General features: G+C 38.2%; 13 protein-coding genes. 12 read left to right on the top strand and 1 reads right to left on the bottom strand.

Annotation, left to right across the window (positions count from 1 at the left end; translation table 11 throughout):
• Positions 1-21: 21 nt before the first annotated feature.
• The 12 genes from QMF37_RS14925 to QMF37_RS14870 all read left to right on the top strand — a co-directional run bounded on the left by QMF37_RS14925 (position 22) and on the right by QMF37_RS14870 (position 14,369).
• Positions 22-1,983: a VirD4-like conjugal transfer protein, CD1115 family gene (locus tag QMF37_RS14925; RefSeq protein ID WP_283478733.1), complete on the top strand. Its 1,962-nt coding sequence runs from the start codon at positions 22-24 to the stop codon at positions 1,981-1,983.
• Positions 1,984-2,017: 34 nt separating this feature from the next.
• Positions 2,018-2,242: a hypothetical protein gene (locus tag QMF37_RS14920; protein WP_071154429.1), complete on the top strand. Its 225-nt coding sequence runs from the start codon at positions 2,018-2,020 to the stop codon at positions 2,240-2,242.
• Positions 2,232-3,851 carry an ArdC-like ssDNA-binding domain-containing protein gene (locus QMF37_RS14915; protein WP_283478731.1) on the top strand — a complete coding sequence of 540 codons (1,620 nt, stop codon included), beginning with the start codon at positions 2,232-2,234 and terminating at the stop codon, positions 3,849-3,851. Before QMF37_RS14920 ends, QMF37_RS14915 begins: the two co-directional genes overlap by 11 nt.
• A 222-nt stretch (positions 3,852-4,073) precedes the next feature.
• Positions 4,074-4,403, top strand: coding sequence for a hypothetical protein (locus QMF37_RS14910; protein WP_283478730.1), 330 nt, complete (start codon positions 4,074-4,076; stop codon positions 4,401-4,403).
• A 1,042-nt stretch (positions 4,404-5,445) separates the two neighbouring features.
• A complete protein-coding gene (locus QMF37_RS14905) occupies positions 5,446-6,300 on the top strand; it encodes a MurR/RpiR family transcriptional regulator (RefSeq protein WP_283478729.1) in 855 nt (284 codons plus the stop codon).
• A gap of 25 nt (positions 6,301-6,325) precedes the next feature.
• Positions 6,326-7,027, top strand: a complete 702-nt coding sequence (locus QMF37_RS14900) for a hypothetical protein (RefSeq protein WP_283478728.1) — start codon at positions 6,326-6,328, stop codon at positions 7,025-7,027.
• Positions 7,028-7,134: 107 nt separating this feature from the next.
• A complete protein-coding gene (locus QMF37_RS14895) occupies positions 7,135-8,574 on the top strand; it encodes a sodium:solute symporter family protein (RefSeq protein ID WP_283478726.1) in 1,440 nt (479 codons plus the stop codon).
• A 52-nt stretch (positions 8,575-8,626) separates the two neighbouring features.
• Positions 8,627-9,409: an SDR family NAD(P)-dependent oxidoreductase gene (locus QMF37_RS14890; protein WP_283478725.1), complete on the top strand. Its 783-nt coding sequence runs from the start codon at positions 8,627-8,629 to the stop codon at positions 9,407-9,409.
• A gap of 18 nt (positions 9,410-9,427) precedes the next feature.
• Entirely contained in the window at positions 9,428-10,582 is a 1,155-nt protein-coding gene (locus QMF37_RS14885) for a M20 family metallopeptidase (RefSeq protein WP_283478723.1), read from the top strand.
• 2 nt (positions 10,583-10,584) lie between these two features.
• Positions 10,585-12,300 carry a M28 family metallopeptidase gene (locus tag QMF37_RS14880; protein ID WP_283478722.1) on the top strand — a complete coding sequence of 572 codons (1,716 nt, stop codon included), beginning with the start codon at positions 10,585-10,587 and terminating at the stop codon, positions 12,298-12,300.
• Between the two features lie 12 nt (positions 12,301-12,312).
• Positions 12,313-13,323 (top strand): NADH:flavin oxidoreductase/NADH oxidase, encoded by a 1,011-nt coding sequence (locus QMF37_RS14875; protein ID WP_283478721.1) that lies wholly within the window; start codon positions 12,313-12,315, stop codon positions 13,321-13,323.
• Between the two features lie 11 nt (positions 13,324-13,334).
• Positions 13,335-14,369 (top strand): ketopantoate reductase family protein, encoded by a 1,035-nt coding sequence (locus QMF37_RS14870; RefSeq protein WP_283478720.1) that lies wholly within the window; start codon positions 13,335-13,337, stop codon positions 14,367-14,369.
• Positions 14,370-14,806: 437 nt separating this feature from the next.
• Here QMF37_RS14870 and QMF37_RS14865 read toward each other — a convergent pair.
• Positions 14,807-15,090, bottom strand: a 284-nt coding sequence (locus QMF37_RS14865) for a hypothetical protein (protein WP_283478719.1), incomplete at its 5' end; no start/stop codon positions are given.

The following is a 15,090-nucleotide window of genomic DNA, read 5'->3' as shown; positions in this document are numbered from 1 at the left end:
TTGAAAGGCGTGAACTTCATCATGAAAAAAAGAATACAAAAAGGCGCTGGCAAAAAAATCACCGTGACGTTCGTTCTGTCATTGCTCATCGGTTATGCCGTGACAGGTCTGTTACGCTTTCTACAACAAGGAGGAGGGCTCAACGCACTCCTATTGGACATCCGTGGAACGCTTTCCTTCCTCACGGAAACCGATCGCCAATCGCAACTCTTAGTGGCCATTCTTACGGTGGTATTTTTTGGTTGGTTCTTATCTAAAATGCGCTTGATGGAACATACGTATGAAGATGCCCATGACTTTGGGGTGCATGGATCGGCTCGATTTACCGAACCTTTGGAGGTTCTAAATGACAAGTATTTCTCCAAGCACAATCGCTATCAGCCCAAAAGCCCGGAGAAAACCTTAACGAGCTTAGCCAACGGACTGATTGTCGGTCGTGTACCTGGAAAAAAGCAAGTTCTTGTCATTCCTCGTTCAACCGAAATTGATAACCGAAATGTCTACATTGTTGGATCGAGTGGGAGTGGTAAAGGGCAGTCTTATGTCATTCCGAATCTCGTCAACAATAAAGAAGAAACGATTATCGCGACCGATCCCAAAGGCGAGTTATTTGAACAGACGGCTGCAATCAAGCGCAAACAGGGCTATCAGGTTTATCAAATTGATTTCATCAACTTTAATCAAGACCGTTACAACTTGCTCGATTACGTCTTTGATGACCAAGATGCCCAAAGCGTGTCCGTAACCATCGCCAAGAACTCGACCAAAGACGGCAAAGAAGACTTCTTTATGGAACGCGCGCAAAAGATGCTTGCCGGACTGATTGTCTACTGCAAAATGGAAATCCCGAATGCTAGTATGCAAGACGTGTTAGATACGTTTAATGAACGCGTAGCACCCGATGAAGAAGCGTTCCGGCAATGGGTCGATGAAGACCTCGGTCCGCATCATCCGGCCTATCAGTTGCTGAAAGGATTGACGACGCTCGGTGGAAACACGCGAACGAGTGTAACGTCCTCGTTTGCTTCTCAAGTGAGTATTTTCACGCTCAAGAAAATCCGAGAAATGACGCAAACAAGCGATTTCAATTTCCGCGCATTTCAGGAACAAAAGAGTATTCTCTATGTGAAACTACCAATGGATGAAAATCCGTTCACCGCCTTAACTTCGGTCTTTTTTGATCAATTGATTTCGCAGTTTTATAAATTGGCCGACGAAAATCGTGGACACTTGAAAATCCCGACCATCTTTTTATTGGATGAGTTTGCGAATATCGGAAAAATCGAGAAATACGCACGCGTTTTAGCCACCTGCCGGGGACTCGGCTTATCGATGAACACCATCGTTCAAGACAATGGGCAAATCGAATCGCTTTATGGAAAAGAAATGGCGCGATCGATTTTATCCAACCACGATACGCTGTTGTTCCTTCGCAGCAAGGACATCGAAACCATCAAGTACTTTTCGCAATTGGCGGGCGAAACGACAGCGAAGATTCAAACCGGTTCTTCTAGTCAAAGTGGAGGGTTCATGAGTGGGAAATCGAATGCCAGCCAAAGTCAGTCGGAACAATACGTGAAGCGTTCGCTAATTCCAGAAGGGGACTTGGCAAGCATTGCGAAGAACGACTGTTATGTATTCGTCAGTGGCTTGCATCCGATGAAGCTACAAAAAGCTTGGCAATCAGAGGTATTCGGTTCGTATGTTCAGCAACACACTGCCACGTCGCCCGAAACGACCGTGAAATCGGAAGTTTCGTTTGCAGCCGCACCGGAGGAACCAATGAAAACCGATCAGCCGGCATCTCGGAAGACGTCTACCCGTGTCATTGAAGAAGAAATTGATCAGTCCGACGTGTTTGATTTAACGGATGACGGACTTGAAGAAGACTGGGTAGACTACCAAGAAAAGGCGAACAAGGAGCTTTCGATTGAAGAACGACTAAAGAAAAAAGAAACGACGAACATTAGAGACCTGTTATAAAGCCACAAGGACATCAACCAAAGGAGGAACGTCTATGCTTGTCACCATCAGCGAGATCCTCGCGAGTGATAAACGGATCTTGAGCTTTTACGATCCCGTGCCTTTTGAGGCACTTACATATGAAGGCTTACTTGATTTAGAAGAAGATGTGCGCGATTACACGATTACCTGTTACAGTCCGGTTCGGATTCCAGAGCGCGTCGAACCTCTCTACGAAGCTTGGTATATCAGAAAGGAGTTGATGAACGATGTCGACTAAGGTAGATCTCACAGAAATCAACGACCGCTTGGAACGAAACCTCGAAGAAATGTTCCAAAACAACCGGTTCCAAGATATGCTCAATGTGATGGCCAGTGGTCACCAGTACTCGTTCAATAACGTTCTGATGATCGCCTCTCAAAAACCCGATGCCACGATGGTCCGTGGTTTCAAGCAATGGCAAGCGCTCGGTCGTCACGTCAATAAAGGTGAAAAAAGCTTAAATATCTTGGTTCCTTCCTTTAAAAAAGTGGAAGTCCAAAAAATTAACGAACAAACCGGTGAAGTATTGCGCGATAAAAACGGCGACCCGCAATCTGAAATTCGTCAAAGTGTGACCGGATTTAGGCTAGGCAAAGTGTTTGATGTCTCGCAAACCGATGGCAAAGAGATTCCCAACGTTCGTGATTTCATTCAGCAAGAATTAACGTCCACGGAATCACTGACTGACCTTTACGACCGATTCATCCAACAAGTAAATGCCAGTTCGCAGCCGGTTCACATTCGAGAAGAAGCCCATGAAAATCAAACGTACGGAGGCTATTATAACCGGGAAAATGATGAAATTGTCATCAATACGGCCGTATCAAAGAGTTCGGAGCAAAAATTCCGCGTACTGATTCATGAATACGCACATAGCCAATTGCACCACAAAGAAAGTGACATTAAAGACTTGCCACGAGGCCACAAGGAAGCTCAAGCTGAATGTGCAGCGTATATCGTGTCGCAGTACTATGGATTTGATACCGATCTGTCTTCTACGGGTTACATTGCCATGTGGGCGCAAGATTTACCGTTGGCCAAACAAGCCATTAAAGAAGTCCAAGACGTCTCACGCGCTACGATCGAACACGTGAATTCGCTGCAAAATGAAAAGATACAAGAGTTTTATCAATCCATCCATCCTGAACAAGCGAAAGAATCGATAGAAACTAAGTTGAACCTATCGCTTGCTGATCAGCCGACCTTGCAGCTACTGGATGCCAAAAATGGATTGGTGGTCTTTGCCACCGTCGAGCAAAACGAACGAGATGCGCATTTTGCGCTTCGTACCAACACCAACCGGATGGTCCCATTAAATGAACTGAACGATCGCTACGCCGTGCTAAACGTATTGGAAAACAAAGGCCAGCTTGTCCAGGAATACCAGAAAGTCGAAGACGTAATGGAAGTGACGAAACTAGGTGAGGGGAAATACGCCGTTACACTAGAAGGCGGTGACAGTACGCAACGGACATTCCATAAGAAAGCTGAGGGTCAGCGCTTTATTGAGAAAGCCGGATTGGCACAATCGCTCAATACTGACCGATTCTTAAGTCAGTCGGTACACAAGGATGCCACGCGCCTGCAACAAATCAACGCACAACACTTAAATGAACGTTTAGGACGCGTATTGAAGCATCCCAAATTGGAACTAGCAGCCAAAGACGGGATTGCGATTGGGTGGCAATTGGTTAAGAATCCACAACTTCAATCAAAAGAGGATTTACACCAACACCTCAATCAGTTGAATCCGAATCACAGCCACACCACCGAACTAAAAGAAGCCGTTGCTTCATTCGAAAAAAATCGACAACCACAGGAAAAGGAAAATGAATTGGAACGATAGCCAAAAAAAGGGCACGAAGTAGAGACGTTTAGTCTCCTCTTCGCGCCCTTTATTTTGGTTCAGTAGATTGTTTCCCTTCTAGTTTTTGTATCTAATTATTCCACTAAAAGCTTTGTTTCATACGGAGAAATCCAGTCTGAAAAAGTCTGAAAAATCAATTTACTATTTTTAGGTGTTTGGATATAATGGAGAAAAATACATCTTTTGGAATGGAGATTACCAATGAGACACTTACCGAAACTGGCCAAGGCGAAAGAAGAGCTAATTTTTTTGCAAGAATTTATTGTGCTTACGGAGAGCTACGAAGAAACCACGCTTCAACAGCAAATCATCAAGCGTTATGCCATTACCGGCAGCATGGTACAAGTGGTTGCGCAATTAAATGCGGAACGTCAACAAGAAGGGCTGCTGCCAATCGAATCTTCATACGTTTCAGAAGTCATTCGCTCCAAGCCGAACGATCCTTTGCATAAGATGGTGCGGTCTCACTATATGAAAAAGACCAGACACGCGCGAAATAAAATTTCCTATAGCAATACAAGATATTACTAATAGCTAAAAGTGAGGTACCTTACCTAAATTCCAATGATTTAGTAATTTTCACTTTGCCGATAGTCACTTAGTTAATTTAATCCATACAATTCTTTCTTTTCCCTTTACAACTCTAACTTCTCAAAACATTAGCAGTGTGAATTCTAAAATAGACACCTCTTTCGAATTTGAATTTAGATACTTATTCAATACTAAAGGGGAACTTCGCAACTCGTAATTAGTGAGGTAATTGAAATGGTGTTGGGACTAAGGAGAGTAAAATATAATACCACAATTTCATTTAAGAAAAGCGATGATGAGAGTATTATTCTCTTGTCTTTTTTTTCGACTTATTTCTTTAAAATCGTGTCTGTACAAGCGATTTTAAGACGATTTGTAATCACTTCATACACAGTCCTCCAGTAATCTTCTTTAAATCACGTCTCTAATACTCCATACACCCAATTTCTAAAATAAAGTACAGTTACAAGATAAGAAAACGAATTCGTATTGCCTAAAGGTCTACTAAGTGCTTGTATCTAAAAGGTTCGATAACAACGATCCGTAATGTATGGTGACTTTCAAAATATGAAAAGTGGCAGCACAAACTGATCGTAAGTTCCTGTAACTTTCTTAACGATTCAACGACTACGAAAGTCAAAAACATAACTTATGTAACACCTTATCGTATCCATCATTACCTATTTCGATTTCAGCAAGTAACTATTTAAACAATATTTCGTAAATCACTGCTAGTGTACACAGACTTTTCAAACACTTATCTCATCTGATTTCAATAAAAACAGTACCTTCTTCGATTCATCACTATTACATGTTAAAAAAAGTAAGTAAAAGTTTAGTTGAAAGAAATAATATTTAATTACAGTTAAAAATTATTAAAAATAGAAATAGATAATACTTTGAGAATCTCTATTAATTAAAAAAATCAGTTTATTTAAAATATTAAGTTTACTTTTACGATGAATTAGTTTATATTCATAAAAATGATTAAATTCTTTTTTAAAACAAAAAGAATTATAAAATTCTTTTTTTTGGAGGGATTATGAAAAATTTTGAAGAACTTTTAAAAAGTAAGTATTTAACTTTATCAAAGGGACAAAAAAAAGTAGCAGATTCAATGTTAGAAAACCCAATGAGTTTTGGAATGTCGACAGCTAATCAAATCGCCAGGAAAATCGATGTAAGTGAAACAACAGTAATTCGCTTATCTTATGCTTTAGGTTTTGATACATTTACTCAAATGCAGAAAAGGATTCAACAAGAATACGTCTTGAAGAATAAAGTTCAACAGAAGGAGAATGACCAGACAGAAGAAATAGTGGAAGATGACTTTATCTCACGTCTCATAAAAAGAGACATCGAAATTTTACAGAACCTTCAAAAAAGCTTTAATTCAAATGAATACTGGAGTGTGGTAGATGAGATTATGGCTGCTGATGAAGTGAAAATTGTTGGATATAGGGCATCTTATGCACCAGCCCATTGGTTATACCTAAAGCTAGGAATGCTTCGAAAAGAAGTTAAATTATTTTCTCAGAATATGATGCGAAATCCAGATGAATTGTTACTTAATCCTCAAAAGAAAGTTGTTTTTATCGTTATTTCCTTTCCAAGTTATGCCGCTGAAACACTGGAAATTGCTGAATCTGCCAGTAAGAGGGGAGCTACAATCATTGCAATATCAGATAGGTTACTATCTCCTGTTTCTCGTATGGCAGACATCAGTCTCATCACTGAAATTAATGTAGAATCTGAAAACTTAATTTCAGTTAGTTCAATAATGAGTTTGTTAAATATCATTGCTACTGGTATTGAAAAAAAATATGAAACAGAAATATTAGAACGTGTTAACAATTTGAAGATTCTCTACAAAGAAAGAGGCTATTTCCTTGAATAACTCACGAAGAAATGGAGGACGTAAGATGAAAAATCTAATTATTATGGCTTTTCTTTTTTTAAGTTTTGGAATTTGGAACACGAATGTATTGGCCGTAGATAATGTACCAAAGTCTTTAGACAAATCGATTGTTAATATTGTGTCAGATGGATCAGGGAATTATAAGATAAATCAACAGATTTTTTTAACAGGCTCAGGAAATTTCAGTGGAAATCAAATTGAGCATACTTTTTCGAAACTAAAAAATATCGAACCTACAAATCTTCAATTTTTGTATCAAGAAAATGAGCTAGACTTCACTACCGAAGAATCTTCAACATTAGTTCGATATTACGTACAGATCCCCGAAGGAGTTTCAGATGCGTTCGAGTACGAAGTTGAATACGCAATTTCGGTAGATGAAAATATATTCATTACTCCACTTTTTGTTCCCACTCATCCAGCAGCAGGGCAAGAAAATGCTGTAACCATAAATTTCGAAACTACTGCTGGAAACATTGTCCAGCGTAATTCTTTTCCAGTTTTAAAGAAAGCTGAGGACAACTCAGTAACAAGTTATTTGATGAATATCCCCTCTCATGTCAATTACGTCTATGGTTCAGAAAGAAATATTTTCAATTTATTTAATATAGTATCTTGGTCTTCAATTATTATTCTTTTAAGTATTGTAGCTATTTGGATCCGTTCCGAAGTTAAAAGTAATAATTTAGAAGGGGTGAATAAATAATGGGAGTTCCTTTTTGGGGGTTAGCAATATATGCAGTCGTGTTTTTGATAGGCTACTTTGCATGGGCGCTTTATATGAACTCAAAGGAAGAATAGGAGGGGATAGTATTGTTTGAGATTAGTCCAGAATTTTACTATGTAATTATAGGTTATTTCATTATGGTAGCAGCAATTGGTCTATGGGCTGGTAAGAATAACAAAACCAGTGAGAGTCATTTGACTGCAGGCCGATCTATTGGTGCGTTAGTTGGTGGAGCAGCTTTAGCAGCCACTCAAATGAGTGCTGGTACATTTGTCGGTACAATGGGTGTGCATTATTTGACAGGTGCTAGCTATATCTGGTTTTGGCCTGGATTATGGGCTGGATGGATTGTTTCAGCAGTTTGGGTCGCCCCGAAGTTCCAAAAGTTTAAAGGTGTGACTGTTCCTGAATATATTGAAGTCCGATATAACTCAAAAACTGCAAAAGTGATTGCAGCAGTTCTTATTATCGTAGCTTATTCTGTTTATTTAATCGCTCAATACGTAGCAGGTGGCATTGTTATGCAAACAATTTTTGGTATTCCAATGTTTTGGGGTGCTTTCATCACTATTGCAGTTACAATGGTCTACACCTTAAAAGGTGGTATGAAAGCGACAGCGTATAGTGATTTTGTTCAAGCTTTAATTATGGCTGGGTGCTTCTTAGCAGCTATACCTCTCTTATTCAGTCAAGCCGGCGGATTCAACTTCGTAGGTAATTTTTTAACAGATCTCGACAGTTCACTTACAGGTTGGCATTATGGATTTAAAGATTTAATAGGATTCGGGGCAGCATTTGGGTTTTCCATGGCCATTGCTCCATATGAATTAGCCAGATTATACACACTAAAAAATACAAAAACAGTTCGTTTAGCAATTGGATTTTCATTTGTTTTCCAAGTTATTGTAGCATTGGCCGTAACTTTAGGTGGATTGGGTATGCGTTCACTTTTTCCTGTCCTCCAGACTGGCGATAGCGCTTCATCAATCATGGCTATTAATGTCCTGCCACCTATTGTTGGTGCACTATTGATGGTCGCCATACTTGCTTCAATTATGAGTACAGTATCAGGTGTGCTAATTGTATCTTCATCTGGTATCTCTCACGATATCTTTGGTGTTTTAAAACCAAATGCGACTGATGCCCAAAAAATGAAACTGAATCGAATAGCAGTAGTAATACTAGCTTTTATTCCACTATTCTTCTCATTAAGACCTTTTGATATGGTGCAGTTTATTGTAATGGCTCAAGCTTCAATGGTTGCTAGTTTCTTCTTTGCTATAGTTCTTTTCGGACTAAACTGGAAGCGTGCGAGTACCGCTGGTGCACTATCTGCCATGATAGGTGGTGTGATTACAGTACTAATTTGGCTGTTCGTACTTGATAAACCATATGATATCAATGAAGTAATTCCTGGCGTTCTTGTCTCTACCATTTTATTAATTGTAGTAAGCTTATTTACAAAACCTGTCCCCAAAGAAAGTCTAGAGCCGTTTTTTGGTAAACAGCCAGAAAATCTAAAGTAGTAAGAGACCCTTCTTTAAAGTAAACATATTTTATTTACTTGGAGGAAAGCTTATGAATAAAAAAGTTGTAATAATAACCGGTTCTGCTTCTGGTATTGGAAAAGGCATAGCAGAAAAATTTGCCTCTAAAGGTAACGATATATTCCTAATAGATATCAATGACAAAGTATTACTTGAAACAAAAATTGAACTATCAACTAACTATCCTGAAGTATCGATTTTATCACTAGCTGGAGATCTTACGTCTCCAGCCTTTATAGAAGAGGTGACCTCGACTTGTAGAAAATCTTTTGAAACAATAAATATACTCATTAATTGCGCTGGTGTTTTTCCGAGCACTCCAGCTTTAGAAATTACTCGAGATGAATGGAATAAAGTATTTTCTTTAAACGTCTCTGCTCTCTTCTTTCTGACTCAATCTATTGTTAAATTAATGATTGAAACAGGAGCCAGAGATGCAAACGTTGTGAATATAACATCTGCTGCGAGTGAAGTAGCTCGTCCCGGAGTCGTACATTATTGCTCATCAAAAGCAGCTGTAAAAATGCTAACTCAAGGTTTAGCTCTCGAGCTAGCTTCAAAGAATATACGTGTAAATGCTGTTGGACCTGGCCTTGTCGAAACAGAGACATTAATGAAGACTTTAAATACAGAAAAAGCAATTGCGGAGCATAGAGAAAAAGTTTCTTATTCGCCACTTAATAGAACTGCAAAAATGCAAGAAATCTCTTCTGTAGTAGAATTTATTTCAAGTCCTGACTCTTCGTACATTACGGGACAAAACATCTTAGTAGATGGAGGATATTCAGCAGGAAGAGTATTCAAAAATTTTTAATAAAGAGAGGAGAATTCGATGAAGAAAGTAATTGAACAAATCGAAAAAAATCATGAATCCATGCTTGATTATTTAAAACAAATTGTTGAACACGAATCATATTCAACTGATAAAGAAAAACTAGACGTTTTAGCTGAATGGCTCTCGGAGGCATTCAAAGAGCTTGTTGGAGGCACAACAAGCATAATCAAAATCGAAAAATATGGGAATCACGTAAGGTGTGAATGGGGAGAAGGCCCTAATCAGATACTTATATTGTCTCATTTTGATACGGTTTGGCCAATTGGAACTTTAAAGAACAACCCATTTAGAATCGAAGATGGTGTAGCAAAAGGACCAGGTGTCTTTGATATGAAAGGTGGATTAGTCCAAGGTTTATTTGCTTTAAAAGCACTTCGCGAAACTGGAATACAACTAAACAAAAAAATAGTTTTTTTCTTCGACTCAGATGAGGAAATTGGAAATCCAACTTCAAAATCTTTTATCGAAGAAGAAGCGAAGAAAAGCGATTACGTTTTTGTTTTAGAGCCAGGAATGACTCTAGAGGGTGGAATAAAAACTTCTCGTAAAGGTGTGGGCGTTTATAAACTGGAGATTACTGGCATTCCAGCCCACTCCGGCATTGATCCTGAAAAAGGGGTTAGTGCTATTGATGAATTAGCTAAACAGATTGTTAAACTACACGAAGTAACAAATTTCTCTACAGGTACTACCATTAATGTAGGTAAAATCTCTGGAGGATCTGCTACCAATGTGATGGCAGAAAAAGCTACAGCTGATATAGATGTTAGGGCTAAAACTGCTAGCGAACTTAAAAAAATTCATGAGATGATTATGAATTTAAAACCGATCAAAGATAATATTTTGCTAAAAGTAACAGGAGAAATTAATCGCATGCCGCTAGAAAGAACTGATTCAGTTATATCAATGTTTGGAACAGCACAGATGATTGCAAAAAAACAAATTGGATTCGATTTAGTTGAAAAGGAAACTGGTGGAGGAAGTGATGGGAATTTAACAGCCCCGTTTGCTCCTACACTTGATGGCTTAGGAGCCGTTGGCGATGGAGCTCACGCAAATCACGAACACCTTCTTGTTAACCACATGAATGAACGGTGTGCTCTGCTCGCTGGATTACTAATTGAATACGCAGGAATCAAGAAAGGAGAATGAAAATGACTGATAAAAGAGAATTGATAAAACTCATTTCTTCTCAACAATTGATGGAATATACTAGAGAAATTTCGAAAGAAGTTCGTCTATCTGGATCACTAGAAGAAAAGAGTAGTTTCGAATATGCTCAAAGTATCTTAACGAAACTTGGATACCAAACGTCTTTATACTATCGTAAAGCATTAATTAGTTTACCTGAGAGTTCCGATTTGACAATAGGAGGACACTTTTTTGACTCCATTACTCACTCCATGTCCGTCTCTACAGATAAGGAAGGACTAGAAGCAGACCTTGTCTATATTGGAGACGAAGAATATGAGAGTTGCTCTTCAATAAAAGGTAAAGCCGTACTAATAAACGGACTTGCCACTCCTGGAGCTGTTCAGACAGCCCAAAGAAACGGGGCAGTCGCTGCGATATTTATAAACGCCGAATACACTCATGAAATGATTGTTTCGACTGTCTGGGGCAACCCTTCTTTAGAAGACATTGATATGTATCCAAAAATATCGGTTGCATCTGTTACCTATAACGATGGACAAAAAATAATTGAAATGCTTTCAAATTCAGAATCTAACGCCATACTTTGTCTAAAAACAAGTGTCTCTACAGAATGGAAAGATATCCCGACCTTAATTGCAGATTATACATTTAATCCTGAAACTAAAGACTTTCTTCTCTTTTCGGGTCATATTGATTCTTGGCATTACGGAGCGATGGATAACGGAACAGCGGATGCAACCATCTTGGAATGCGCTAGAGTTCTTCAACAAGGAAGTCCTAAATTCAAACGTAACATTCGATTAGCTTTTTGGTCTGGACATTCCCATGGACGCTACGCGGGTTCCGCTTTGTATGCTGATGAAAATTTTGAAGAATTATACGATCACTGTCTTCTTCATTTGAATATCGATTCTGTAGGAGGAATAAACTCTACTGTGCTTACTGCTGGTAATACAATGGCAGAAACTAAGCAACTCATTGGTAACTCTGTGAAATTGGTAGCAAACCAAGAATTTGAAGGTTCGCGTTTCGGCCGAGCTGGGGACCAATCTTTTTGGGGAGCCGGCATACCTTCTGCTCTTATGGGGCTCTCAGAACAAGAACCAGTAGATACTCCAGCCATGCGAGCTTTCTCTAAATTATTTGGTGGTGGTAAGGGTGGCGGGTTTGGCTGGTGGTGGCATACGACTGAAGATACTTTAGATAAAATTGATCCAGAACTACTGAAGCGAGATTGTAAAATTTACTTATCAATAGTTTATGACTTTTGTTCTTCAGATATCATTCCGATTCAACAAACTGCTGCTTTGAAAGAAATTATCAGCATTCTTGAAAGATATAAACAGCAGTACGATTTTAAAGATTTGCTAAATACCACCTTTTTACGCTTAGAGAAATTAGAGAAATTAACCATATTCATCGAATCTAAGTCTCAAGACGTCTCATCTTCTTCTAGAGATATTATTAATGAATGGACGAAACAAATGTCACGTAGTCTCGTACAAATTAATTATGTCGATAAAGACATTTTCACACACGATAGCGCTATTTCTCAAGGACCTGTCCCTTCAATTGCAAACATATTAAGTAGAAAAAATTTAAACGAAGTAGACTCAAATATTATTCATACTACATTACAAAGAAAAATAAATAAAATCAATTTTTCATTAAAAGAATTACTTCGAATTTCTGAAAATACTTCTAAATTAATTTAAAGGAAGGATTAAATGAGAAAACTATTCGAGCCATATCAATTAAAAGATTTGAAACTTAAAAATCGGATTGCACTATCTCCAATGTGTCAATATAAAGCTGAAAATCAGCGAGGAATTCCTGAAGAATGGCATTTTGTTCATCTAGTCGCGAGAGCAATTGGTGGGACAGGATTAATTATGACTGAAATGACAAATGTAGAACCTAGAGGGCGAATTACCGAAAATTGCTTAGGTATTTATTCTGAAGAACAACAAGAAGCATTTACAAAAATCAACACAGAAATTCACAAATACGGTGCAAAATCAGCAATCCAAATAGCCCATGCAGGTAGAAAATCTAAATTAAAAGATTGCAAAATTATTGCTCCATCGGCAATTCCTTTTAGTTCAGATTATGAAGTTCCAAAAGAGTTGAGTAAATCAGAAATATATAATATTATTCAAAAATTTGCTGAAGGAACTAAAAGATCAGTTAATGCTGGTTTTGATACAATTGAATTGCATGGAGCTCATGGATATTTGCTTCATCAATTCATCTCAAAAGCTAGCAATCAACGAACTGATTGCTATGGAAATCCTACGAAGTTTGCTGAAGAAGTTATTGCAGCAATGAAAAGTGAGATGCCTACTGGCATGCCTTTAATAATGCGTATTTCAGCTATCGAATATACAGAAAACCCTTACACACTAGATGAAATGATAGCCTATTGTGAAATTTTTAAATCAGCAGGTGTTGATATGTTTGATGTCAGTACTGGTGGAAATTCTCCAAATAAGCCCGATGTATATCCAGCGTACCAAACAAAATTTGCTAAAGAAATAAAAACAAAACTAAATGTACCTGTCATTTCTGTAGGGGCTTTAGAGAATCCAGATTTAGCTGAACATGTACTAAAAGAAAACGAAGCCGATATAATTGCTATCGGAAAAGGAATGCTCAAAGATCCTCATTGGGCGAAAACTGCCGCACAGACACTAGGGGTTGATATCAAAATGCCTGGAGTTTATGACTTAGGTTATTAAGGATGATAAAAATGACTATTACGATAATAGGTGCCGGAGCTATTGGCGGTGTGATTGGAGCATATCTAATAGAAAATGGTGAGGAAGTAATTTTTATAGATCGTGATGAAGAACATGTGAAAGCAATTAATGCTGATGGTTTACTTATTCAGCTAAAAGACGAGTCATTTAAAGTAAAAGCAAAAGCTTATACAGTTCAAGATTTTTTAAAAATAAATAATAAAGTAGAAATTGTTTTCCTGGCAGTGAAAGCACAGCATACTAAAGAGGCAATTGAACCTTTCGAACCTCTGATGGTTAAAAATTCTTTTGTAGTTTCTTTCCAAAATGGTTTATGTGAATTAGAAATTGCAGAAGTAGTAGGAGAAGAAAGAACAGTGGGTTGTTTTATAAATCTTTTTGCCGATTATTTAGAACCCGGAAAAATAGAGTACGGGGGAGTCGGCAGCTTATTTATTGGCGAAATTAATGGACAAATTAGTGATCGAGTAACTGATTTAAGCAATCGCCTACAATGCTGGGGAGAAGCAAAAATAACTGAAAATATATTTGGATACTTATGGAGTAAGTTAGCATACGGAGCTATGCTTACTATGACCGCAACTACTAATAATGAAATAGCAGACTTTTTTGAGGATGTAACTCTTCATCCAATCTTGAATGCTGTAGGTACTGAGGTATTAAAAGTTGCAGAAGCAGAGGGTATAATAGCTGAGTCGTTTGATAATTGGATGCCACAGTTGCTTTATCCTCTAAAACAAGGAGAAAAATTAGAAAATAGTTATTTTAAAATTGCTAAGCGACTAAGGGGCTATACGAAGACTCGTACTGGGATTTGGAGGGATTTAGCAATACGGAAACGAAAGACAGAAGTTCCAAAACAGCTAGGATACGTACTTCAATTAGGAGAGAAACATAAAATTCAAATGCCACTCATAACTAAAATCGTTCATATGATTGAAAAAATAGAAAGTGGAAAGCATAAGTTGTCAATGGATAATATTAAAGACCTTAGAATATTAATAGAAAAAACATCTTTTACTTAGGTAAAGATCCCAACATACAGGTAACGCACAGAGTTAGATGGATATAAATATCTGTCTAGCTCCTTTTGTTTAATTGATAATGATTTCATCAAAACAACTTCCGATAACTTATGATATGTAAACCTCATTTATTATAAATGAGATCTTTCGAAGCTTGGAAAGCAATTCTTAATATAATAATGATTACGCAGTCAGTTTTTTCTGCTAAGCCGTTTCAATGCTCGTCAAGAAAATACATAAATGCCTTTCCACTAATAATCGGAAGGCATTTCTCTATTATTCAGTTTTGTTCCAGTCCTTTAATACCAAGGTAATAATGAAAAGGCTGTAAATAAGCAAAAGTCATGAATTTTGCCGGTTCCGGACAGCATCGCTAACTAAGCGGAGAATTCGACTACCAAATGCTTCAGCTTGCCATCCGGTTTGCGCTTCCCTTGTCACTCCACCGTCACTTCCGCAGCAAGAGAATAGGAAAAGTCAGCGGGCAGATCGAACGGCATCACACGCACCAAATCTCCCTCCTTCAATTCTTCATACGCCTCCACTTTTCCCTTGAAAACCGTGGCATCCGCCAAATGCACTTCCTGGACAGATGAATCGCCCCAAAAGCCAGTTGCCACCATTTCCACAGTAAAACTTGCTTCCGTTTTTTCAGTCACGACACCCTCAATGATTCCTAAAAAGAATGAACTTGACTGGATCAGCAAGGCAACCGCAACGA

Origin of the sequence: Planococcus sp. S3-L1 (assembly GCF_030063085.1) — a bacterium.
Taxonomy (GTDB): Bacteria; Bacillota; Bacilli; order Bacillales_A; family Planococcaceae; genus Planococcus; species Planococcus kocurii.
This window is presented reverse-complemented; position numbering and strand designations above follow the sequence as displayed.

Bases quoted from the DNA above. Each gene is read 5' to 3' on its own strand.
- QMF37_RS14915 (WP_283478731.1), top strand. From the start codon at position 2,232: ATGTCGACTAAGGTAGATCTCACAGAAATCAACGACCGCTTGGAACGA.
- QMF37_RS14910 (WP_283478730.1), top strand. From the start codon at position 4,074: ATGAGACACTTACCGAAACTGGCCAAGGCGAAAGAAGAGCTAATTTTT.
- QMF37_RS14880 (WP_283478722.1), top strand. From the start codon at position 10,585: ATGACTGATAAAAGAGAATTGATAAAACTCATTTCTTCTCAACAATTG.
- QMF37_RS14870 (WP_283478720.1), top strand. From the start codon at position 13,335: ATGACTATTACGATAATAGGTGCCGGAGCTATTGGCGGTGTGATTGGA.
- QMF37_RS14875 (WP_283478721.1), top strand. From the start codon at position 12,313: ATGAGAAAACTATTCGAGCCATATCAATTAAAAGATTTGAAACTTAAA.
- QMF37_RS14885 (WP_283478723.1), top strand. From the start codon at position 9,428: ATGAAGAAAGTAATTGAACAAATCGAAAAAAATCATGAATCCATGCTT.
- QMF37_RS14890 (WP_283478725.1), top strand. From the start codon at position 8,627: ATGAATAAAAAAGTTGTAATAATAACCGGTTCTGCTTCTGGTATTGGA.
- QMF37_RS14905 (WP_283478729.1), top strand. From the start codon at position 5,446: ATGAAAAATTTTGAAGAACTTTTAAAAAGTAAGTATTTAACTTTATCA.
- QMF37_RS14925 (WP_283478733.1), top strand. From the start codon at position 22: ATGAAAAAAAGAATACAAAAAGGCGCTGGCAAAAAAATCACCGTGACG.
- QMF37_RS14900 (WP_283478728.1), top strand. From the start codon at position 6,326: ATGAAAAATCTAATTATTATGGCTTTTCTTTTTTTAAGTTTTGGAATT.
- QMF37_RS14920 (WP_071154429.1), top strand. From the start codon at position 2,018: ATGCTTGTCACCATCAGCGAGATCCTCGCGAGTGATAAACGGATCTTG.